This is a genomic window from Pseudomonas sp. FP215 (assembly GCF_030687795.1).
Taxonomy (GTDB): domain Bacteria; phylum Pseudomonadota; class Gammaproteobacteria; order Pseudomonadales; family Pseudomonadaceae; genus Aquipseudomonas; species Aquipseudomonas salmasensis.
Map to the genome: position 1 here is coordinate 5,323,760 of NZ_CP117447.1, position 20,943 is coordinate 5,344,702.

Genomic DNA, 20,943 nt, shown 5'->3' on the forward strand with positions numbered 1-20,943 from the left:
TCATTTCAAATTGATTTTCTGCGATCTCCCTACCCATGACCGGCAAACCCCAATCCTCCTCCAAGATCGCCCAGCTCCTCTTCGGCCTGCTGGCCTACGTCAGCCTGGGGATCGGCTTGGTGGCGATTGTCATACCGGGGTTGCCCACTACTGAATTCATCCTGCTCGCCGCCTGGGCCGCCACCAAAAGCTCGCCGCGCCTCAGCGCCTGGCTGGAAAACCATCGCCTGTTCGGCCCGATCCTGTCCAACTGGCGCAATGGCAAGATTATCGCCCGCCGCGCCAAAGTCAGCGCCACCGTGAGCATGTTGCTGTGCGCCGTGTTGATGCTGGTGATGCTCGATCACGGCTGGCCGGTGTACCTGGCGATTGTCGGGATGAGCCTGGGCAACCTGTGGATCTGGTCCCGCCCCGAACAGCTGGCACGGCCCGTCTGAAGCTGCGCGTAGGCGTTTTCCTACCGCTCATCGCCTATTTCTCATGAATTGATGTGTGACGCCGATGTTTCAGGCATGACGCCGAAGGGACTTGGCGCGTTTGCGTGCATTCCAACAAGTCCATTCGTGAGTGAACCTATGTTCGACACCCTCTCCATCCGCTTGAAAATCGTGTTGCTGTCCGGCCTGTGTCTGCTGGGTGTGATTGCACTGGTGGTCGGCATCAATATCTACAACACCAACCAGAACGATCGACTGGTCAGTGATTCAAGCTCACGAATGCTCACCGCCAGCGTGGAGCAACTGCTGCAATCCAAAGCGGCCGAACAGGCCACGCAACTGCAGAAGACCTTCGGCGAAAACCTGCTGGTAATCACCGCCCTTGCCGACCAGATCAAAGACTTGCGTCAGTTGGGCACCCAGCGTTCCCTGGAAGCTGGAGCCCTGCGTGAAGAACTCAACCGCAGCGTCAAAACCGCGTTCGAGCGCAACACCAAGGTGCTGGGCATCTGGTTGTCGTTCGAACCCAACGGGCTGGATGGCAAGGACAGCGAATTCATCGACGACAAGGCGCGCGTCTCCAATGAAAAAGGCCGGTTTTCCAGCTATTGGAGCCGGGCTGGCGGCGAAGGCCAGAACACCATCATGGTCGAAGATGACCTGACCAAGACCACCCTCAACCTCAGCGGTACGCCCTACAACATCTGGTACACCTGCCCACGGGACACGCGCAGCACTTGCCTGCTGGACCCGTACGAAGACACGGTGGCCGGCAAACCGGTACTGATGACCACCATTTCCTTGCCGCTGATCGTCGACGGCAAAGTCATCGGTGTGATCGGCGTGGATATCGCCCTCACCGCCCTGCAAGCGACCACCGATGCGGCGCAAAAAGACCTGTTCAACGGTGCCGCCCACCTGGAGATTCTGTCCAGCACCGGCCTGATCGCCGCCTACAGCGGTGAACCAGGCAAAGTCGGCAAGAACCTGATCGACAGCATCGGCGCCGAAGGCAAGGAGATCGTGCAACTGCTGGCCAATGACCGGCCGGTTATCCGCGAACAGGAAGACACCATTCGTGCCGTGTACCCGCTCAAGCCGATTGCCGGTGCCAAATCCTGGGGCGTGGTGATCAAGCTGCCCAAAGCGGTGATGTTGGCCGACAACGAAAAACTCCAAGCCGTGCTCGACGAGGCCCAGGCCACGGGCACGCTCAAAGCCCTGCTGGTGGCCGCCGCCGCTGGCCTGCTGGGCTTGCTGCTGATCTGGCTGACCGCTACAGGCGTGACCCGCCCTATCAATAGCGTGGCCGCCATGCTCAAGGACATCGCCAGCGGTGACGGCGACCTCACCCAGCGCCTGGCCTATGCCAAGAAAGACGAACTGGGCGAGTTGGTGAATTGGTTCAACCGCTTCCTCGACAAGCTGCAGCCGACCATTGCGCAGATCAAGCAAAGCATCACCGAAGCCCGCGGGACGGCCGATCAGTCGTCCGCCATTGCGCGCCAGACCAGCGAAGGCATGCAGGTGCAGTTCCGTGAAATCGACCAGGTCGCCACCGCGTCGAACGAAATGAGCGCCACCGCCCACGACGTGGCCAACAGCGCCTCCAATGCCGCCAGCGCGGCACGTGGCGCCGACCAGTCGGCACGCGAAGGCATGTCGATCATCGAGCAGAGCACCCGCGATATCACCACCCTGGCCGACGAAGTCAGCAAAGCCGTGGGCGAAGTCGAAGCCCTGGCAGTCAACAGTGAGCAAATCGGTTCAGTGTTGGAGGTGATCCGCAGCATTGCCGAACAGACCAACCTGCTGGCGTTGAATGCGGCGATTGAAGCGGCACGCGCCGGGGAAAGCGGGCGTGGTTTTGCGGTGGTGGCCGACGAAGTCCGCAACCTGGCCAAACGCACCCAGGACTCGGTGGAAGAAATCCGCCTGGTGATCGAACGTATCCAGAGCGGCACCCGTGGCGTAGTGGCGACCATGCACTCCAGCCAGCATCAGGCCCAGAGCAATGCCGGGCAGATCCATCAAGCCGTGCAAGCCCTGGGCAAGATCAGCGACGCGGTCACGGTGATCAGCGACATGAACCTGCAAATCGCCAGCGCGGCCGAACAGCAGAGCGCGGTGGCCGAAGAGGTCAACCGCAACGTCTCGGCGATTCGTACCGTGACTGAAACCCTCACCGGCCAGGCTACCGAGTCAGCGGCGATCAGCAGCCAGCTCAATGCGCTGGCCAGCCAGCAAATGAAGTTGATGGATCAGTTCAGGGTTTGATTCGGTCCTGAAAACATTGCCCCCTGTAGGAGCGAGCTTGCTCGCGAAAAACGTCAACGATAACGCGTGCTTCCTGAATAAACGCGGCGTCTGTGAGTTTTTCGCGAGCAAGCTCGCTCCTACATATAGAGCAGAATGGGGGTGAATTACCGGCCGGGCCAGGCCTGGACGAACGGCGTGAGGTCTTCCTTCGGCGCCGTACGCGGTGGGTTCTGCGGCGTGCCCAGGTACAGAAAGCCAATCACTTCTTCATTCGCCGCCAGCCCCAGGCCTTTGGCAACGTGAGCCGAGTAGGACAATTCGCCGGTACGCCACACCGCGCCAATACCCTGAGCATACGCCGCCAGCAGAATGCCGTGGGCCGCACAGGCGGCGGCCAGCAATTGCTCGGACTTGGGCACTTTGAAATGCTCTTGCAAGCGTGCAATCACCACCACCACCAGCGGCGCACGCAGCGGGCCGTTCTGGGCTTTGTCGATGGCGGCTTGCGGTGCGTCGGCGTCCTGCAGGCGGGCGGCTTCGGCCAACAGCGTGCCCATCTGCTCGCGCGCTGCACCTTCCACGGTAAGGAAACGCCACGGGCGCAGTTGGCCGTGATCGGGCGCGCGCATGGCGGCGGCGAACAGCAGGTCGCGCTGCTCCTGGGTCGGTGCCGGGTCGAGCAAACGCGGCACGGAAACACGGTTGAGCAAAGCGTCGAGAGCCTGCATTGGCCACCTCCATAAAAAAATGTGCGGTCATTCTAACGGGAAAGAATCGGGATGCCACCAAACGATAATTGCTCTTATTCAATCTGCCCTGCCCTGTTAGACTTTGCGCCTTAATTTTCTGCCCTCGTCCAGGAATCTCGATGTTCCGTGCGCTTTTGTACCTGCCTGCAGCGTTGATGGCTTTAAGCCTGACTGCTTGCGATGACGCCCCTCGCTTCACGAAAGCAGAGCCGGGTGAATCGCGGGCCGGTGGCGCGGCGACGGTAAACAAGCGCGACCAGAACGCCTTTTCCCTGCCCTCGGCCAACCTGGCGCCCACGCGGCGCCTGGACTTCAGCGTCGGCAACAGTTTCTTTCGCAACCCGTGGGTGATTGCGCCGTCTACCACCACGGCGCGCGATGGCCTGGGCCCACTGTTCAATACCAACGCCTGCCAGAACTGCCATATCAAGGATGGCCGTGGCCACCCGCCACTGCCTGACGCGCCCAATGCCGTGTCGATGCTGGTGCGCCTGTCCATCCCGGATGCTCAGCCTTACGCGAAGCTCATCGAACAGATTGGCGTAGTGCCCGAGCCGGTCTACGGCGGGCAACTCCAGGACATGGCCGTGCCTGGCGTTGCGCCTGAAGGCAAGGTACGGGTCGACTACACACCGGTCAACGTCAGGTTCAAGGACGGCACGCTGGTTGAATTACGCAAGCCCGACCTGCAGATCACCCAGCTCGGCTACGGCCCGATGCACCCCGACACGCGCTTCTCTGCGCGTATCGCCCCGCCGATGATCGGCCTGGGCCTGCTCGAAGCGATCAGCGATGCCGATATCCTGCGCAATACCAACCCCAAGACCGCCGACAAAGAGGCCATCGTGGGCCGCGCCAATTGGGTCTGGGATGACGCCCAGAACAAAACTGTCCTCGGGCGTTTTGGCTGGAAAGCCGGGCAGCCCAACCTCAATCAACAAAACGTTCACGCGTTTTCTGGTGATATGGGCCTCACCACGTCCCTGAGACCTTTCGATGACTGCACCGACGCCCAAGTGGCCTGCAAACAGGCGCCCAACGGCAATGGCCCCGAGGGTGAGCCGGAAGTCAGCGATAACATCCTGCGCCTGGTGCTGTTCTACACCCGCAACCTCGCAGTGCCCGCACGCCGCGACGTTGATACACCGCAAGTGCTGGCCGGCAAGAACCTGTTCTACCAGGCCGGTTGCCAGGGCTGTCACAAGCCCACGTTCACCACGGCCGCCAACGCCGCCGAACCTGAACTGGCCAACCAGGTGATCCGCCCCTACAGCGACCTGCTGCTGCACGATATGGGCGAAGGCCTGGCCGACAACCGTAGCGAATTCAAAGCCACCGGCCGCGACTGGCGCACCCCGCCGCTGTGGGGCATCGGCCTGACGCAAACCGTGAGTGGCCACACCCAGTTCCTGCATGACGGCCGCGCCCGCAACCTGCTTGAAGCCGTGCTGTGGCATGGCGGTGAAGCCCAAGCGGCGCAGCAACATGTGTTGTCGTTCAATGCCGAGCAGCGTGCCGCGTTGCTGGCGTTCCTGAATTCTTTATAAGCTTTGCCCCACTTACAGAAGGGAGCTCGACATGTTTCGTCCCAAGTTGTTGTTCACCAGCCTCGCCGCCCTGGCCTTGGGCGCTTGCTCGCCCCAAGACCCGCAAGCGGTGACCTCGGCAGCCATCGCCAAGCAAGTGATCCTGCCAACCTATAGCCGCTGGGTTGAGGCCGACCGTCAACTGGCCGTCAGCGCCCTGGCATACTGCCAAGGCAAGGAAAGCCTGGACACCGCCCGCGCCGACTTCCTGCACGCGCAAAAAGCCTGGGCCGAGCTGCAACCGTTGCTGATCGGCCCGCTGGCCGAAGGCAACCGGGCGTGGCAGGTGCAGTTCTGGCCAGACAAGAAGAACCTGGTAGGCCGTCAGGTCGAGCAACTGGTCAGCGCCCAGCCGCAGATCGACGCCGCCGCCCTGGCGAAATCCAGCGTGGTGGTACAGGGCCTGTCGGCGTACGAATACATCCTTTACGACGCCAAGCCTGACGTCGCCGACGACGCCCAGAAAGCGCGCTATTGCCCGCTGCTGATGGCGATCGGTGAACGTCAGAAAGTCCTGGCCGAAGAGATCCTGGCCAGTTGGAACAGCACCGACGGCATGCTCTCGCAGATGACCAAGTTTCCGAACCAGCGCTACGCTGATTCCCACGAAGCCATCGCCGACCTGCTGCGCGTGCAAGTGACCGCCCTGGACACCCTGAAGAAAAAGCTCGGCACCCCGATGGGCCGCCAGACCAAGGGTATCCCGCAACCGTTCCAGGCTGATGCCTGGCGCAGCCAGTCGTCCCTGCAAAGCCTGGAAGCCAGCCTTGCCGCCGCTCAAACCGTATGGGTAGGCGTCGATAACAAAGGCCTGCGTGGCCTGCTGCCGGCGGACCAGAAGCCACTGGCCGAGAAAATCGACGCCGCCTACGCAGCGTCCCTGAAACTGTTCGCCAGCAACCAGCGCACCCTCAACGAACTGTTGAATGACGACGCCGGGCGCCAGCAACTCAACGACATCTACGACAGCCTCAACGTGGTCCACCGCCTGCACGAAGGCGAACTGGCCAAGGCGCTGGGCGTACAACTGGGCTTTAACGCCAACGACGGTGACTGATGATGCTCAGGCGACAGGCTTTGGCGGTGGGCAGCGTGCTGCTCAGCGCTATCACCTTGGGTGGCTGGACGCTGTTCAAGCACAAAGACAAAGGCCCGCTGCTGCTGTCGGCGCGCGATGATGCCGACGGCAAGCACTACGCTGTCGGCTATCGCCTGGACGGCAAGCCGGTATTTGCCACCCAGGTCGGCCAGCGCTGCCATGACATCATCAACCACCCGACCTTGCCGATTGCGCTGTTCGTCGCCCGTCGCCCAGGCACCGAGAGCTACCTGATCGACCTGCGCGATGGCGCGCTGCTGCAAACCATCACCTCGAACGCCAACCGCCATTTCTATGGCCATGCGGTGATCCACAAGAGCGGCGACTGGCTGTACGCCACCGAGAACGACACCTCCGACCCTGGCCGTGGCCTGTTGGGTGTGTATAAGTTCGAAGGTGAGCGGCTGGTGCACAGCGGCGAGATATCCACCCACGGCATCGGCCCGCATCAAGTCTCGTGGATGCCCGACGGCGAGACGCTGATCGTGGCCAACGGTGGCATTCGCACCGAAGCCGAAAGCCGGGTGGAGATGAACCTCAATGCCATGGAGCCGAGCCTGGTGCTGATGCGCCGCGACGGCAGCCTGATCAGCAAGGAAACCCTGGCCCAGCAGATGAACAGCGTGCGGCACATGGGCATAGCCAGCGATGGCACCATCCTCACCGGGCAGCAGTTCATGGGCCCGTCCCAGGAGCGTTCCGAATTGCTTGCGATCAAGCGCCCGGGGCAGCCGTTCGTGGCGTTCCCGGTGGCCGATGAGCAGTTGCAGGCGATGGGGCATTACACCGCCAGCGTGGCGGTGCACAGCGAACTGCGCCTGGTGGCGTTGACGGCACCGCGGGGCAACCGCTTTTTTATCTGGGACATGGACACCGCCGAACTGCGCCTGGATGGGCCCTTGCCGGACTGTGCGGGGGTGGGCGCGGTGGCGGATGGGTTTGTGGTGACATCGGGTCAGGGGCGTTGCCGCTTCTATGACTGCCGCCAGGAAAAGTTACTGGCAACCCCCCTGGAGTTACCGGCGGGGTTCTGGGATAACCACCTGCACCTGGTCTGAAACTACCCTTTTGTGGCTGATCGGACGAGACGCAGAGCGTCTCAAGAGGCATTCCCACGCAGAGCGTGGGAACGATGACGCGCCCATCCTGAATGAACGTGTCGTCTGTGGGTTTTTCGCGAGCAAGCTCGCTCCTACAACAGTTGAGGTGTCATGCAAAAAAAAGGGCCTTGCATCGCAAGGCCCTTTTGGGGGTCAATCGTTTCAACTTTGCGGCCTCATCGCTTGAGACATGCCGAACATGAATAACAGCAATTCATGGTCGGGCTTGGCCGCCACACTCGTCTTGGCAATGCGTGGCAGCAGGCATTGCCCGCCACCGTCTACCGCACTCAACACTTGTGTACGAGGTTGTTCCCATACCGCCAGGGCCAGGGCTGCAACACCCAATGCCCCGACCAGAAACAAACCTCGTGCTATTTCTAGCTTCATCTGGTTAAACCCTTGATAGCGCTGCCAAACGCCGTCTCGTAAAAGTAGCTGAGTTTTTTCCAGTCGGTGTCATTCCACGACGAATGGCGGCGCAATTGCAGCATGTCGTGGGACGCGGCCCGATAAGCGGTCAGGCGCTGGCGGCATTTCTCAAAGTCCAGCAGGGCCACTTCCACTGTCGCCGCATCAGGCTCACCGGTCACCCGCACGAAAATGTGCTTGATATACAGGCAACCGTGTTGCCAGCGGCCTTTGTGCATACGGGCCAAGGTGCCGGCCAACTCTTGCAGCAGGCGCTCGTGCACCGCCTCGCCATACTGTTGGCGGCCACCGGCGGCGTACCAGTTTTCGATCTCGTCGAAACCGTCCAGGGACGCGGTCACCAACAGGGCTTTCCACTGGTGCTCGGGGTCGCGACGCGCTTCGCAAAACACCAGTTCCGGCACACGCACATCCAGCAAACGCAGGCCTTTGAGGGCATCACGCTCACGCAGCACGGTCGGACGCCCAAAGGGGTGCAGCCAACTGCGGTAAATGTGGCCGGTCTGGCGCTTGCAATAGAGCAAGCGCCCGTTAGGGCTGATCACCCGCTGCACGCCACTTTCACCACCACGGCGACGGTTGGGTTCTTCCACCCATTCACCTTGCTGACGCCAGAAAAAATCAAATCGTTCTTCGGGAGCTACATGACTGCCTACTACGCACTCAACTGCCATCCTGTTACCTCTTGCGCAATACATACACTCGCCACATGGCGTAGAGCGGTATGAAGTCCAGGGATTCCTGAACACGGAAACCGGCCTGCTCGAATTCTGCCTCGACAGTAGCAGCCGGTAACACAAACCGGTTTTGGTAACCTTCCTGCTCACCTTTTTTGCGACGACGCACTTCGCTGCGCTTGCGCTTCCAGGCCTTGAAATTGCCGTCTACCCACAGCGAAATAATCACGCTGTCGCGGGTAACACGTTGAAACTCGCGCAGTATTGTCAGCCTGTGCTCCGACTCACCAATGTGGTGCATCAAGCGCATGCAGAAAATACTGTCGACGGAATTATCTGGCAAATCGATATCAAAGGCAGACGTCTGCAAAGGGCGTACCCGTTTCACCACCTCTGCCGGTTGGGCAGCGGTGGCGATCTTCAACATCGACGCCGAATTGTCAGCTCCGATAATCACACGGTTGGGTTTTTCGGCCAGTAACGGCCAGAAGCGTCCAGCGCCACACGGCAGGTCCAACACCAGGCCCGGCTCACCGGCCATGGCCAATGCGCCGCGCGCCAACTGCTCGTCGCGTTTGTGGGACAACCGGCGAGCCAGATTGTCCTGATGCTTGAGCAAATATTTCTGCGCGTGTTGATCGTCGTACTTGTCAGAAAATTCCAGCTTGATCGGGGAAGGCATCTTACGTCTCCAGTAACTGATGCCTACGACCTTAAGCAGCGAACTGTGATCAACAGGTCAACTCGTTGTGAAAATCTTGTCCTGTCCAACTGCATACATTTCAAGACTTTACAGAAACATTCAGTAGCACCGGGCCATCTTCGCCGAAAAGCAGGCAGTCTGCATCAGCAAAGCGACAGACTGAAGGGTCAGGTTTTGACTGGGTTGAGCTCCACATGAAAACGGCAGCCATTGGGCTCCATGGTGCTCAGGCTTACGCTCCAGCCCTGGCTTTCGCAGATCCGTTGCACCAGCGACAGGCCGAGGCCAAGGCCCTCGCCACGCTTCTCGCCACCGCGCACGAACGGCTCGAACATCGCTTCGCGCTTCTCTTCGGGGATGCCCACACCAGAGTCCTCCACCACGAAGCCACTGGGCTCCAGCGTCAGGCGGATAAACCCGTGTTCGGTGTAATGCAGGGCATTGCGCAGCAAGTTGCCCATCACCGCATGCAAGAAGGTGGTGTTGTAGCGGGTGTCCAGGGGGTTGCCTGGCAGGTAGATCAACGCCAGGCCTTTTTTCTCGATGGGCTCACGCCAGATACCGAGCAGGTCTTCGGCCACCTGGGTGAGGTTGCCCTGGGGCGAACTGGCGGCGTCGTCGTGTTTGGCGCGGGCCAGCATCAAGAAGGTCTGCACCAGCTCGCGCATTTCTTCACAGGCACGGGCAATGCGCTCGACCTGGTTGCGACCTCGTTGATCGATGGCTGGGTTTTCGCGCAGCAGTTCGCAGGAACTGGCCAGGACCATCAAGGGCGTGCGCAACTCATGGCTCACATCGCTGGTAAACAGCTGCTCGCGTGACAACGCCTGGCGCAAACGGCCGAGGGTGGCGTCGAACGCCACCGCCAGCTCGCCTACTTCATCGGCCGCGTAATCCGGCGCCAGGGGCGGAGCCAGGCCTAACAGTTGGTCACGATGACGGACCTGGCGAGCCAGGCGTACCACCGGCGCCATCACCTTGCGGGCCAGCACCCAGCCGAGGAACGCCGCCAGCGCCAGGCTGAGCACGAAGCCCACCAGCACCACCGCAAACAGCACGCGCTCACGCTCTTCGAAATCGCTCTGGTCTTGCAGCAACACATAACGCCGACCATCAACCACTTCAACCATGGCGTGGTACGACAGCGCCTCGCGAAACACCTCATGAAACCCTGGGTCCAGATGGCGCAGATCCTTGGGCAGTTCAAAATCGCCACGCCCGCCGCTGAAATAAAACAGCTGGTCCGGCTCTGGCCGGTGGCTCCAGTCTTCGACACTGTCCATCAACAGCAGGCGCTGCAGGTCACCGCCCAGGCCCGCCGAGATCAACTTCTCTTCCACCAGGTGCACCGTCGCAATGATGCCCACGGCGAAGGCCCCCGCCACCAACGCACTCATCAAAGCGAAAGCGATGATGATCCGCTGGGCAAGGCTTTGCTTAAACTCCATCACGACCCTCGGCCAGGCGATAACCCACACCGTGCACCGTTTGCAGCAACGGTTTGGCGAAAGGCTTGTCGATCACTTGGCGCAGTTGATGAACGTGGCTGCGCAGGCTATCGCTGTCCGGGCAGTCGTCGCCCCACAGGGCTTCTTCGAGAACTTCACGGCGCAAAACATGCGGGCTTTTCTGCATCAGCACGGCGAGCAGTTTCAGGCCCACCGGGTTGAGCTTGAGCAGGCGCCCTTCGCGGGTAACTTCCAGCGTATCGAGGTCGTAGTTCAGGTCACCCACTTGCAACGCACGACGCCCGCCGCCCTGAGCACGGCGCAACACCGCTTCGATACGCGCGGCCAGTTCCGACAAGGCGAACGGCTTGAGCAGGTAATCATCGGCGCCAGACTTGAAGCCCTGCAGCCGGTCGTCTAATTGGTCGCGAGCGGTGAGCATGATCACCGGTGTGTCGCGGCGCGCGTCTTCGCGCAGGCGCTTGCACAGGGTGTAACCATCGATGCCGGGCAGCATGATATCGAGCACGATCAGGTCGTAATGCTCGGTGGCCGCCAGGTGCAGGCCCGACAAACCGTCCTGCGCACAGTCCACTGTGTAGCCTTTGAGCCCCAGGTAATCGGCCAGGTTGGCGAGGATATCGCGGTTGTCTTCAACCAATAGAATTCGCATGGGCAGTGTCTCCGTACGCGGTAACGGCCGTGTTGGCTCGCGCAGCTTAAGGCCAAGCGGGGCTCAGGGATAGAGGTGAGAGCCCCGTCGATAAAGGTTTTCAACTGTTTGTAAAGCCAAACAAGTTTTTCACTATAGCTTCACAAACTAACTACAGTGCCAGGACGAAGATCGCCCCCCATTGATATAAGGAACTTAGACATGGGTTTTTTCAAAACAGCGCCAATGCGCTATTTGCTGTTGATCACCGGTGCCTGGTTAGTGGTTTTCCTGCTCACCCGCAGCGTGCTGCTCATTACCCACCTGGATGAAGTCAGCGGCAACCTGTTGCCGGTGTTTGGCGTGGGTTTGCTCTACGACTTGGGTTTCCTGGCCTATGCAGCCTTGCCGCTTGGCCTGTATCTGCTGCTCTGCCCGCCTGCCTTGTGGCGCCGCCGTGGCCATCGCTGGTTCCTGCAAGCGGTGCTGACCATCAGCCTGTTCGCCATGCTGTTCACCTCGGTGGCCGAATGGTTGTTCTGGGATGAGTTTGGCGTGCGCTTCAACTTTATCGCCGTCGATTACCTGGTGTACTCCGATGAGGTACTGAACAACCTGCTGGAGTCTTACCCGATCGGCAAGCTGCTGAGCCTGCTGGCGATGCTTGCACTGATTCTGAGCGTGGCTCTGCGCAAGCCCTTCAATGCCGCGATGGCAGCGCCGTTGCCTGCACTGCGTAGCCGTTTGGTCAACGCCCTGGGCCTGCTGGTGCTCGCCGGCCTCAGCCTGCAACTGGTCAGCCAGGACAGCCCGCGCACCCAAGGCGGCAACGCGTACAACAACGAATTGGCCAGCAACGGCCCCTATCAGTTCTTTGCCGCGTTCCGTAACAACGAATTGGACTACACCCAGTTCTACAAAAGCCTGCCGACCGATGTCGTCGCCAAGCAGTTGCGCGCCGAACTCAGTGAGCCCAACGCCCGCTTTATCGACCCGGACCCGCTGGATATTCGCCGTGCCATCACCAACCCCGGCACACTGCGCAAGCCCAACATCGTGCTGGTGACCATCGAGAGCTTCAGCGCCAAATACATGGGCAGCAATGGCGATGCGCGCAACCTCACGCCCAACCTGGATGTATTGCGCCAACAGAGCCTGTACTTCAATAACTTCTATGCCACCGGTACGCGCACCGACCGCGGCCTGGAAGCCATTACCCTGGCAATTCCACCGACGCCTGGGCGTTCGATCGTCAAGCGCATCGGCCGCGAAAGCGGGTTCGCCAGCCTGGGTCAACAACTCTCGGCCATCGGTTATGACAGCGTGTTTGTCTACGGCGGGCGCGGTTACTTCGACAATATGAACGCGTTCTTCAGCGGCAACGGTTATCGGGTGGTGGACCAGAGCAGCGTGCCCGAAGCAGAAATCTCATTCAAAAACGCCTGGGGCATGGCCGACGAAGACCTGTTCAAACAGACCTTGAAACTGGCCGACGCTGATTACGCCAAGCAACAGCCGTTCTTGCTGCAACTGATGACCACCTCCAACCATCGCCCCTACACCTACCCGGACGGGCGTATCGACATCAAGTCCGGCAAGGGCCGCGACGGCGCGGTGAAATACACCGACTACGCCATCGGCCAGTTCCTTGAGGCGGCGCGCCAGAAGCCGTGGTTCGATAACACGATCTTCGTGTTCGTCGCCGACCACACGGCTGGCAGCGCCGGCAAGGAAGACCTGCCGATCACCAACTACCAGATTCCGCTGTTTATCTACGCGCCCAAGCTGATCGACGCACGGGAATCCGCCCAACTGTCCAGCCAAATCGACCTGGCGCCGACCTTGCTGGGCCTGCTCAACCTGAGCTACGAATCGACATTCTTTGGCCGCAACCTGCTGCAAGACAACCCATTGCCTCCACGGGTGGTGGTGGGCAATTACCAGCACCTGGGTTTGTTTGATGGCAAGGACCTGGCGATCCTCAGCCCGCGACAAGGTTTGCGTCGCCACGACCAGGCCCTGGGCGAGAGCCAGGAGCTGCGCGTCGGTAGCGATGACCCCTTGATCCAACGGGCGATCACCTACTACCAGGCCGCCAGTTATGGCTACAAACAGCAACTGCTGAGCTGGAAAGCGCCCAAGGAAGAGACTCCTGTCTTAAGCAAACGCTAATCAAAAAGCCCCGTGCAGGTAGCACGGGGCTTTTTCACCAAGGTTCGAGATGAAATCCCCCTCCTCTTTACCGGTTTCCAAACCGCTTAATTTTTGGCTGTGCCTGGGCCTGCCTGCCAGCGCTGCAGTGGCCTTGCTGTTGCTGGAACTGACGTCACTGGACATGGACCTGGCCAGGCATTTCTACAGCGCAGAGGCTGGCGGCTTCATTGGCCGCTATAGCTTCTTTCTTGAAGACATCCTGCATGACCGTGCCAAGCAACTGGTGATCCTGTTTTCGGTACTGGCGATTCTGGGGCTGGTCGGCAGCTTCATCCTGCAGCGGCTCAAACCGTACCGCCGTGAACTGGTGTGCCTGGTGCTATCGCTGGGCATGGCGACGGCGTTCGTGTCGCCACTGAAAACCATCACCGCCGTGCAATGCCCCTGGAGCCTCAAGGAATTTGGCGGCCAGGAAACCTACAGCGAACTGCTCAGCCCGCGCCCGCCTACCGATAAACCCGGCCGCTGCTGGCCCGGCGGGCATGCCGCCACCGGGTTTGCCTTGTTCGCCTGGTTCTTCGCCCTGCGGGATCGACGGCCACGACTGGCGCGCTACGCGTTCATCTTTGCTGTCAGCCTGGGCAGCGTGTTTTCAGTCAGCCGCATGCTGCAAGGGGCGCACTTTTTTTCCCACAATGTTTGGACAGCGATTTTTTGCTGGCTGATCTGCCTGGGGCTGTACTGCTTGTTGCTGTACCGGCCTGCACGGCAACGGTCATAGCTTTCTGTAAGAGCGAGCTTGCTCGCGAAAAACTTCAACGATAACGCGTGCTTGCTGAATGAACGCGGCGCCTTTGAGTTTTTCGCGAGCAAGCTCGCTCCTACAAAAAAGCCATTAGGGCTGCCTGCGAAAGCCAACGGTAACCACGATGCGAAGCGAGTCGCTCTTGATCTGCTCTTGATCTGCTTTTGATTTTGATCTTAAGCGCCCCGTCAAACCACGCTGGCCGGAATTCGACAGGGATTTGGGGGGTAAACCGGCAGGGATGCCGGTTTAGCCGCCCCGCGCCATGGATGGCGCGTGGCGGCGGCCCCCCAAATCACTGGCGGATTACGGGCACATCGAGCCTAGGCGAGGTGCCGAGTGGTGGGGCAAGAGCCCTTTTGGTTACTTTTGGGGCTCTTTTCCAAAAGTGACCCGCTGTCAGAGCCATCCCTTTCAAGGTCTTCGGTAAAATCCCCTGAAATTTCATTCAGGGATCCCAAACGATGTGGGCCGATGTTCTAGCGCGTTTCGAGAAAAAAGCACCTGCCAGCGTCATGGCCAAATTGGCGCTGGAACAAGCTATTGCCCCTGAGTGGGTCGATCAGGTCTTCGAAGAACATCGGCAACGGCAGTATTCTCGTGAACTACTGTTCTCGACCATAATCAAGCTGATGTCCCTTGTTTCATTGGGCTTGAAGCCATCCCTGCACGCCGCTGCGCGGCAACTGGAAGATCTCCCTGTCAGCTTGGCGGCGCTTTACGACAAGATCAGTCGTACCGAACCCGCGCTATTGCGTGCTCTGGTCACCGGTTGTGCGCAACGACTGACTCCAACCATCAAAGAACTGGGTTGCACGACGATGCTGCCGGACTGGCAGGTTCGCGTGGTAGATGGCAATCACCTGGCATCCACTGAGAAGCGTCTGGGGGCTTTACGCCAGGAGCGAGGTGCGGCTCGTCCCGGTTTTTCGGTAGTGGTCTACGATCCTGATCTCGATCAGGTCATCGACCTTCAGGCATGTGAGGATGCCTACGCCAGCGAGCGCGTTTGCGTGTTGCCTCTGTTGGCTAATGCTGAACCGGGCCAGGTGTGGCTGGCTGACCGACTCTACTGCACGCTTCCGGTAATGGAAGCTTGTGAGCAGGTCCAGACGTCCTTTGTCATTCGCCAGCAAGCCAAACATCCACGCCTGATTCAAGAGGGTGAGTGGCAAGAATCCGTGCCTGTGGAAACAGGCTCTGTGCGTGAGCATCATCCAGGTCAGAGGCGGTTACCAATGTCGGCGCGTCGAACTGACGCTTCATTCGCCAACAGACTCGGGTGACAGCAGCTTGATGTTCTGGAGCAACCTGCCTGAAAGCGTCAGCGCTGAGCAGATCGCGCAACTCTATCGCCGCCGCTGGAGCATTGAAGGTATGTTCCAGCGACTGGAAGCGATCCTGGAAAGTGAAATCGAAACTCTCGGCAGCCCAAAGGCCGCCTTGCTCGGGTTCACTACGGCAGTGTTGGCCTACAACGTCCTGGCCGTACTCAAGCGAAGCGTGGAGCAAGCCCATCGGGAGACCCAGCCTGATGGCTGGGAAGCCTCGATCTATCACTTGGCGGTCCAGGTCAGGAGTGGTTATGAGGGAATGCAGATTGCACTGCCCTCGGAATATCTTCCCGCCATCCCTGTGGAAAAGTTGGCCCAGCGTTTGTTGGAGCTGGCCAGAAACATCCACCCCAAACAAGTTGCGAAAAGTCCCCGCGGCCCCAAGGTGCCTAAACCCAAGACATGGGTGCAAGGCAAGGCGGTGAATGCGCATGTTTCAACGGACAGGGTAATCAAGGCTGCCAAAACGAAAAGACCTTGAAAGGGCTGGCTGTCAGAGCGGAACCCTAAGTGGCCGTTACCGCAGAAATGGATATGTACACAATCCAACTGTGTTGACTGTCAGGCCGCCATCGCAGGCAAGCCAGCTCCCACATTTGGATCGCGGTGCATCAGCTAGATCAGCGTCGACTGTCAGGCCATCACGGGAGCAAGCTCCCTCGCCACAGGTCCAGCACACAGCCGTGCATAAAAAAGCCCCGCCTGCATCACTGCAGGCGGGGCTTTTTATAGCGCCGGGTAAGGCTGGCTTACATCATGCCGCCCATGCCACCCATGCCGCCCATGTCTGGCATACCGCCGCCAGCGCCTTCAGCCTTAGGCTTGTCGGCAATCGCAACTTCGGTGGTCAGCAACAGACCAGCGATCGAAGCGGCTGCCTGCAGAGCCGAACGAGTCACCTTGGTTGGATCCAGGATGCCCATTTCGACCATGTCGCCGTATTCGCTGGTAGCAGCGTTGTAACCGTAGTTACCTTTGCCGTTCTTCACTTCGTTGACCACAACACTTGGCTCGTCGCCGCTGTTGGAAGCGATCTGGCGCAGCGGTGCTTCAACGGCACGACGCAGTACAGCGATACCGACGTTCTGATCAGCGTTGTCGCCGGTCAGGCCAGTCAGGGCTTCCAGAGCACGGATCAGCGCAACGCCACCGCCAGGTACCACGCCTTCTTCAACGGCTGCACGGGTTGCGTGCAGGGCGTCTTCAACGCGGGCCTTCTTCTCTTTCATTTCAACTTCGGAGCCAGCGCCAACCTTGATCACTGCAACGCCGCCAGACAGCTTGGCCAGACGCTCTTGCAGTTTTTCACGGTCGTAGTCCGAGGAAGTCTCGGCAACCTGGGCACGGATCTGAGCGATACGGGACTCGATGTCGCCTTCAACGCCAGCACCGTCAACGATGATGGTGGCTTCCTTGGACAGGGTCACGCGCTTGGCGCTACCCAGGTTTTCCAGGGTGGCGCTTTCCAGGCTCAGGCCGATCTCTTCGGAGATAACGGTACCGCCGGTCAGAACGGCGATGTCCTGCAGCATGGCCTTGCGACGGTCGCCGAAGCCTGGAGCCTTGACGGCTGCAACCTTGACGATGCCACGCATGTTGTTCACAACCAGAGTCGCCAGGGCTTCGCCTTCAACGTCTTCAGCCACGATCAGCAGTGGGCGGCCGGCTTTGGCAACGGCTTCCAGTACTGGCAGCATTTCGCGGATGTTGGAGATCTTTTTGTCGACCAGCAGGATCAGCGGGCTGTCCAGCTCGGCAACCATGGTGTCCGGCTTGTTGACGAAGTACGGGGACAGGTAGCCACGGTCGAACTGCATGCCTTCTACAACCGACAGTTCGTTTTCCAGGCCCGAGCCTTCTTCAACGGTGATCACGCCTTCTTTACCGACTTTTTCCATGGCTTCGGCAATGATGTCGCCGATGGAGCTGTCGGAGTTGGCAGAGATGGTACCTACCTGAGCGATGGCCTTGGTGTCGGCGCATGGCTTGGACAGGTTCTTCAGCTCTTTGACGATGGCGATGGTCGCCTTGTCGATGCCGCGCTTGAGGTCCATCGGGTTCATGCCGGCAGCAACGGACTTCAGGCCTTCATTGACGATCGACTGAGCCAGTACGGTCGCGGTGGTAGTACCGTCACCTGCGTCATCGTTGGCACGGGAGGCAACGTCTTTGACCAGCTGCGCGCCCATGTTTTCGAAACGGTCTTCCAGTTCGATTTCTTTGGCTACGGAAACGCCGTCCTTGGTGATGGTCGGAGCGCCGAAGCTCTTCTCGATGATCACGTTACGGCCTTTCGGGCCCAAGGTCGCTTTTACTGCGTCAGCCAGTACGTTGACGCCAGTGAGCATTTTCTTGCGGGCGGAGTCGCCGAATTTAACTTCTTTAGCAGCCATGATCGATATTCCTTAAATACTTTGTAGTAACGGGAAAATGAGCGAGGAAATCAGTCTTCCAGAACGGCGAGAATTTCGTTCTCAGCCATTACCAGCAGGTCTTCGCCGTCTACTTTCACAGTGTTGCTGCCGGAGTAAGGGCCGAAAACAACCTTGTCACCCACTTTCACGGCCAGTGCGCGTACATCACCGTTCTCCAGGGTTTTGCCTGGGCCAGCAGCGACGATCACACCGTGGTTGGCTTTTTCAGCAGCCGAACCTGGCAGAACGATCCCGCCAGCGGTTTTCTTTTCTTCTTCGCTGCGACGGATTACGACGCGGTCGTGCAGAGGACGAAGCTTCATTGTCGATCTCTCCTAATTGTGTTTTTCATCGGCCGGTATCAATTCCGGCGGGTTAAATTCCGGCGGTGCCGGTCGCGGCTCGCTGGGCGAGACGCGGAAGTCTGTCTGATGTCACCACCAGAAACCTTGCGGTGACCGTTACATAAGGGCGCCCAGGCTTATTACAAGGGGCCGGGGATGAAATTTTTTGTGTCGGTTCAAGGGCAAATGCAACACGGCACCCGAAGGTGCCGTGCCGGTGAAGCGGTTATTTGCTGTCGCGGTGTTCGAATTCGCCTTCGATCACATCACCTTCACGCTCCAGGGGTTGGCGCGGAGACGGGCCGCCACGGGGTTGCAGGTCGTCGGCGAACGCACGTTGGCGCATCGCGGCCTCTTCGGCACGCTGGCGCATCTTGCCGGCCAGCAGCTTGCGGGTGAACGGCAGCAACAACACCAGGCCGAGCACATCGCTGATAAAGCCCGGCAGGATCAGCAGGCCACCGGCCAGGGCCATCATCAGGCCCTCAAGCATGGTCTGGGCTGGCAGTTCGCCGCGGTTCAGGCTTTCACGGGCACGCAACGCGGTCGCCAGGCCGGCGACACGCAGCACCAGCACGCCAAGCATGGAGCCTACGATGATCAGCAGCAGCGCCGGGAAGAAACCGATCGCACCGCTGACTTTAACGAATACGAACAGCTCCAACACCGGAAACAGCAGAAAGAGCAATAAAAAAGGGCGCATCAAATGGTTCCTCAACGCAAGAATGCCTTGCCAGTTCACCTTAGATGACGTCGCCATTGCGTGAATTCAAGCAGTAACCGCGGTTTTTTTCGGCCAGACCTCGGCATGCGCCAATGAAACCAGGGCTTCGCGTACTTGTGTCGGCGTATTGCAGGGCTCGGCAAACCCTAGCCAATGTAACGACTGACCAATGCGCAGATGCATGCCTTCGCTGTCGATACCGGCCAGTTGCGCAGGCTCGGTGGTGGGCAAGCCGCCCAGCTCGACGTAATGGGCGATGGCCTTGGTGTGATCGCTGTTCATGTGCTCGATCATGCTGCGCTCGGCCTTGCCCGCAAAGGGATTGGCCAAGGTCAACTGGTCGACCCAATGGATCGCGCCGAACCCACCGATATAACGGTGGCGCACCGGCTTGAGTACCCAGAAATCGAAATCATGGGCCTTGTGGTAGTTGGCCGAATCAGGGAAGTAGCGGTAGTAGCGCTCGGCAGCGGCTTCGATGGCGGTGACATCTTCCAGCTTCTCGGCTTCGGCCAGGTAGGTCAGGCGCCCGACGGCTTGCACATCATCGGCCTCACGCTCCCCCACCAGCAGCGAACACTTGGGGTCTTTTTGCAGGTTATGGGTGTGCTGGGCAATGCGGCTGATCAGGATCAGCGGGCGGCCCTGCTCGTCCAGGCAGTAGGGCACCACCGAGCCGAAGGGAAAGCCGGGCATGGCTTTGGACTGTGTGGCGAGCGCCCCACGGTATTCCTTGAGCAACAGCTCTCGGGCGTTCTTGGCAACCTGCGTGCTCAATATAGGATTCCTCGGATGTTCCGCCGCCCATGGCATATGGGAATGGATCTCAACACAAGGTAATCAATATCCGCGCAGGTTGCCAGAGGGGCCGACGCCGGTTTACCAGGCCACGCCAAAGCCTGCGGTGTAGCGGGTCTTGCTCAAGCTGCTGTCGGAGTCGCCGCTGATGATGTCACGCTCGGCCTTTAGGTTGAGCGATGCCCATTCGGTGACTTTGTAGCGCAGGCCCATCTCGGCATCCAGGGAGTAATCGGCCGGGCCGTCCAGAGGCTTGCCCAATTCGCCGTTGGTGAAGAACTCCACGGTCTTGCCCACCAGGTAGCGGTTGTAGTTCCACTTCATGGCCAGGGAATAGAAGTTGTCCTTGCCGCCGTCGGCATATTCGTAATCGGTGCGGTTGACCAGCGAACCAAGGGAGAACGCGCCCAACTCATCGTCCCAGAACTGGTAGCCCGGGCCGGTACCCACGGTGCGCTGGCGCGCCAGGTCTTCGACCTTGTCGCGCTTGTAGGTCAGGCGACCCTGCCAGAACCAGTGTTCTGTAATGAAGCGGTCCAGGTCGTATTCCAGGGCCCAGTTGTCGGTGGTGGTGACGTCGTCCTGGAACTCGCGGTTGTATTCGCCCTTGCCCGTATGACGCCACTGGCCGTGACGGGCCGAGGTCTTGAAGTCGATGTCGTAGTCGTTGGTGTCTTTGTCGGCGCGCTTGTAGTCCAGCGCCAGGTCGACGTTGCCCTTCCACACCAAGTCTTCGATCACCGGCTTGGGCTTCATGATCTGTTGGATACTTGCCAGTTCCACCGTCTTGGGCGCCTCGCCATTGGCCAGCACCACCTTGCCGTCATCGGCTGCCTGCAAGGACTTGGCCTTTTCACCGGTGTAGGCGTCCTGCTTGACCAGCAGTTCCTGGTCACTTTCCAGGGTCTTGACCTGCTTCCAGTCCACCGGGATGGAGCCTGCGTAGGTGGTTTGGATCAGCAACTTGCCACCGTCGAAGACTTTGATCTTGCCGGTGAGCCGGTCACCGTTTTTCAACCAGACGGTATCGGCGAGCAAGGGCGTGGAAGCACTGAAAACAGCAAGGCACAACAGGGTTCTGGACAACATAAGCAAGTACGGGGCTCAGGGTAGGCAAAAAAGGGGCGTTATAGTGTTACATGGCTAGAACTGACTCAAGGATTTATATTGAGTTCAATACTCATCGCCATGTTTACAGACGTTTCTGACAAAACAACGACGATCTCAA

The 20,943-nt window shown here is 59.7% G+C and carries 18 protein-coding genes and 2 pseudogenes; 9 read left to right on the top strand and 11 right to left on the bottom strand.

What is annotated here, in order from left to right; genetic code table 11:
• The first annotated feature begins 35 nt into the window (after positions 1-35).
• The 3 genes and pseudogenes from PSH76_RS24120 (at position 36) to PSH76_RS30840 (ending at position 2,714) form a co-directional block, all read left to right on the top strand.
• Positions 36-437, top strand: coding sequence for a YbaN family protein (locus PSH76_RS24120; RefSeq protein ID WP_032895454.1), 402 nt, complete (start codon positions 36-38; stop codon positions 435-437).
• Positions 438-716: 279 nt separating this feature from the next.
• Positions 717-1,856: pseudogene (locus tag PSH76_RS30835) on the top strand (HAMP domain-containing protein); the annotation flags it as partial.
• 102 nt (positions 1,857-1,958) lie between these two features.
• Positions 1,959-2,714: a methyl-accepting chemotaxis protein gene (locus tag PSH76_RS30840; protein WP_370706227.1), complete on the top strand. Its 756-nt coding sequence runs from the start codon at positions 1,959-1,961 to the stop codon at positions 2,712-2,714.
• Positions 2,715-2,860: 146 nt separating this feature from the next.
• On the opposite strand, the gene PSH76_RS24130 is transcribed toward PSH76_RS30840, so the two are convergent.
• Positions 2,861-3,424 carry an NAD(P)H nitroreductase gene (locus PSH76_RS24130; RefSeq protein WP_003193928.1) on the bottom strand — a complete coding sequence of 188 codons (564 nt, stop codon included), beginning with the start codon at positions 3,422-3,424 and terminating at the stop codon, positions 2,861-2,863.
• Positions 3,425-3,564: 140 nt separating this feature from the next.
• Between PSH76_RS24130 and PSH76_RS24135 the strand changes: the two genes are divergently transcribed.
• The 3 genes from PSH76_RS24135 to PSH76_RS24145 are packed head-to-tail and all read left to right on the top strand — an operon-like array spanning position 3,565 to position 7,188.
• On the top strand, positions 3,565-4,992 hold the full coding sequence (locus PSH76_RS24135; protein WP_305493025.1) for a di-heme oxidoredictase family protein: 1,428 nt from the start codon (positions 3,565-3,567) through the stop codon (positions 4,990-4,992).
• A gap of 31 nt (positions 4,993-5,023) precedes the next feature.
• On the top strand, positions 5,024-6,088 hold the full coding sequence (locus tag PSH76_RS24140) for an imelysin family protein (RefSeq protein WP_305493026.1): 1,065 nt from the start codon (positions 5,024-5,026) through the stop codon (positions 6,086-6,088).
• Between the two features lie 2 nt (positions 6,089-6,090).
• On the top strand, positions 6,091-7,188 hold the full coding sequence (locus tag PSH76_RS24145) for a DUF1513 domain-containing protein (protein WP_032897789.1): 1,098 nt from the start codon (positions 6,091-6,093) through the stop codon (positions 7,186-7,188).
• A gap of 204 nt (positions 7,189-7,392) precedes the next feature.
• Here PSH76_RS24145 and PSH76_RS24150 read toward each other — a convergent pair whose 3' ends face one another.
• From PSH76_RS24150 to colR, 5 genes are all read right to left on the bottom strand, one after another.
• Positions 7,393-7,620, bottom strand: coding sequence for a hypothetical protein (locus PSH76_RS24150; protein ID WP_003193932.1), 228 nt, complete (start codon positions 7,618-7,620; stop codon positions 7,393-7,395).
• Positions 7,617-8,336: a lipopolysaccharide kinase InaA family protein gene (locus PSH76_RS24155; protein ID WP_003193933.1), complete on the bottom strand. Its 720-nt coding sequence runs from the start codon at positions 8,334-8,336 to the stop codon at positions 7,617-7,619. The genes PSH76_RS24150 and PSH76_RS24155 overlap by 4 nt, the downstream gene beginning before the upstream one ends.
• Positions 8,337-8,340: 4 nt before the next feature.
• Entirely contained in the window at positions 8,341-9,021 is a 681-nt protein-coding gene (locus PSH76_RS24160; protein ID WP_032895448.1) for a class I SAM-dependent methyltransferase, read from the bottom strand.
• Positions 9,022-9,209: 188 nt separating this feature from the next.
• Complete coding sequence (locus PSH76_RS24165) at positions 9,210-10,490, bottom strand: HAMP domain-containing sensor histidine kinase (protein ID WP_305493027.1); 1,281 nt, start codon at positions 10,488-10,490, stop codon at positions 9,210-9,212.
• Positions 10,480-11,163, bottom strand: a complete 684-nt coding sequence (gene colR, locus PSH76_RS24170) for a two-component system response regulator ColR (RefSeq protein WP_003193936.1) — start codon at positions 11,161-11,163, stop codon at positions 10,480-10,482. Before colR ends, PSH76_RS24165 begins: the two co-directional genes overlap by 11 nt.
• 201 nt (positions 11,164-11,364) lie before the next feature.
• Here colR and PSH76_RS24175 point away from each other — a divergent pair, with 201 nt between their 5' ends.
• The 3 genes and pseudogenes from PSH76_RS24175 to PSH76_RS24185 all read left to right on the top strand — a co-directional run bounded on the left by PSH76_RS24175 (position 11,365) and on the right by PSH76_RS24185 (position 15,916).
• Positions 11,365-13,314: an LTA synthase family protein gene (locus PSH76_RS24175; RefSeq protein ID WP_305493028.1), complete on the top strand. Its 1,950-nt coding sequence runs from the start codon at positions 11,365-11,367 to the stop codon at positions 13,312-13,314.
• 49 nt (positions 13,315-13,363) lie between these two features.
• Positions 13,364-14,077 carry a phosphatase PAP2 family protein gene (locus PSH76_RS24180; RefSeq protein ID WP_034134540.1) on the top strand — a complete coding sequence of 238 codons (714 nt, stop codon included), beginning with the start codon at positions 13,364-13,366 and terminating at the stop codon, positions 14,075-14,077.
• Between the two features lie 539 nt (positions 14,078-14,616).
• Positions 14,617-15,916, top strand: a pseudogene (locus tag PSH76_RS24185) (IS4 family transposase).
• 268 nt (positions 15,917-16,184) lie between these two features.
• Here PSH76_RS24185 and groL read toward each other — a convergent pair.
• From groL to PSH76_RS24210, 5 genes are all read right to left on the bottom strand, one after another.
• Positions 16,185-17,828 (bottom strand): chaperonin GroEL, encoded by a 1,644-nt coding sequence (groL, locus tag PSH76_RS24190; protein WP_032895444.1) that lies wholly within the window; start codon positions 17,826-17,828, stop codon positions 16,185-16,187.
• Between the two features lie 50 nt (positions 17,829-17,878).
• On the bottom strand, positions 17,879-18,172 hold the full coding sequence (locus PSH76_RS24195; RefSeq protein ID WP_003193940.1) for a co-chaperone GroES: 294 nt from the start codon (positions 18,170-18,172) through the stop codon (positions 17,879-17,881).
• Between the two features lie 247 nt (positions 18,173-18,419).
• A complete protein-coding gene (locus tag PSH76_RS24200; protein WP_305493029.1) occupies positions 18,420-18,896 on the bottom strand; it encodes an FxsA family protein in 477 nt (158 codons plus the stop codon).
• Between the two features lie 66 nt (positions 18,897-18,962).
• A complete protein-coding gene (locus PSH76_RS24205) occupies positions 18,963-19,694 on the bottom strand; it encodes a HugZ family protein (protein WP_305493030.1) in 732 nt (243 codons plus the stop codon).
• 102 nt (positions 19,695-19,796) lie between these two features.
• Positions 19,797-20,804, bottom strand: a complete 1,008-nt coding sequence (locus PSH76_RS24210; RefSeq protein ID WP_032895441.1) for a DUF481 domain-containing protein — start codon at positions 20,802-20,804, stop codon at positions 19,797-19,799.
• Positions 20,805-20,943: the final 139 nt, after the last annotated feature.

What these genes read in the sequence shown, in the direction of transcription:
- PSH76_RS24195 (WP_003193940.1), bottom strand. Translation starts at nt 18,172, where the DNA reads ATGAAGCTTCGTCCTCTGCACGACCGCGTCGTAATCCGTCGCAGCGAA.
- PSH76_RS24210 (WP_032895441.1), bottom strand. Translation starts at nt 20,804, where the DNA reads ATGTTGTCCAGAACCCTGTTGTGCCTTGCTGTTTTCAGTGCTTCCACG.
- groL (WP_032895444.1), bottom strand. Translation starts at nt 17,828, where the DNA reads ATGGCTGCTAAAGAAGTTAAATTCGGCGACTCCGCCCGCAAGAAAATG.
- colR (WP_003193936.1), bottom strand. Translation starts at nt 11,163, where the DNA reads ATGCGAATTCTATTGGTTGAAGACAACCGCGATATCCTCGCCAACCTG.
- PSH76_RS24155 (WP_003193933.1), bottom strand. Translation starts at nt 8,336, where the DNA reads ATGGCAGTTGAGTGCGTAGTAGGCAGTCATGTAGCTCCCGAAGAACGA.
- PSH76_RS24145 (WP_032897789.1), top strand. Translation starts at nt 6,091, where the DNA reads ATGCTCAGGCGACAGGCTTTGGCGGTGGGCAGCGTGCTGCTCAGCGCT.
- PSH76_RS24180 (WP_034134540.1), top strand. Translation starts at nt 13,364, where the DNA reads ATGAAATCCCCCTCCTCTTTACCGGTTTCCAAACCGCTTAATTTTTGG.
- PSH76_RS24120 (WP_032895454.1), top strand. Translation starts at nt 36, where the DNA reads ATGACCGGCAAACCCCAATCCTCCTCCAAGATCGCCCAGCTCCTCTTC.
- PSH76_RS24135 (WP_305493025.1), top strand. Translation starts at nt 3,565, where the DNA reads ATGTTCCGTGCGCTTTTGTACCTGCCTGCAGCGTTGATGGCTTTAAGC.
- PSH76_RS24175 (WP_305493028.1), top strand. Translation starts at nt 11,365, where the DNA reads ATGGGTTTTTTCAAAACAGCGCCAATGCGCTATTTGCTGTTGATCACC.
- PSH76_RS24140 (WP_305493026.1), top strand. Translation starts at nt 5,024, where the DNA reads ATGTTTCGTCCCAAGTTGTTGTTCACCAGCCTCGCCGCCCTGGCCTTG.
- PSH76_RS24165 (WP_305493027.1), bottom strand. Translation starts at nt 10,490, where the DNA reads ATGGAGTTTAAGCAAAGCCTTGCCCAGCGGATCATCATCGCTTTCGCT.
- PSH76_RS24130 (WP_003193928.1), bottom strand. Translation starts at nt 3,424, where the DNA reads ATGCAGGCTCTCGACGCTTTGCTCAACCGTGTTTCCGTGCCGCGTTTG.
- PSH76_RS30840 (WP_370706227.1), top strand. Translation starts at nt 1,959, where the DNA reads ATGCAGGTGCAGTTCCGTGAAATCGACCAGGTCGCCACCGCGTCGAAC.
- PSH76_RS24150 (WP_003193932.1), bottom strand. Translation starts at nt 7,620, where the DNA reads ATGAAGCTAGAAATAGCACGAGGTTTGTTTCTGGTCGGGGCATTGGGT.
- PSH76_RS24200 (WP_305493029.1), bottom strand. Translation starts at nt 18,896, where the DNA reads ATGCGCCCTTTTTTATTGCTCTTTCTGCTGTTTCCGGTGTTGGAGCTG.
- PSH76_RS24160 (WP_032895448.1), bottom strand. Translation starts at nt 9,021, where the DNA reads ATGCCTTCCCCGATCAAGCTGGAATTTTCTGACAAGTACGACGATCAA.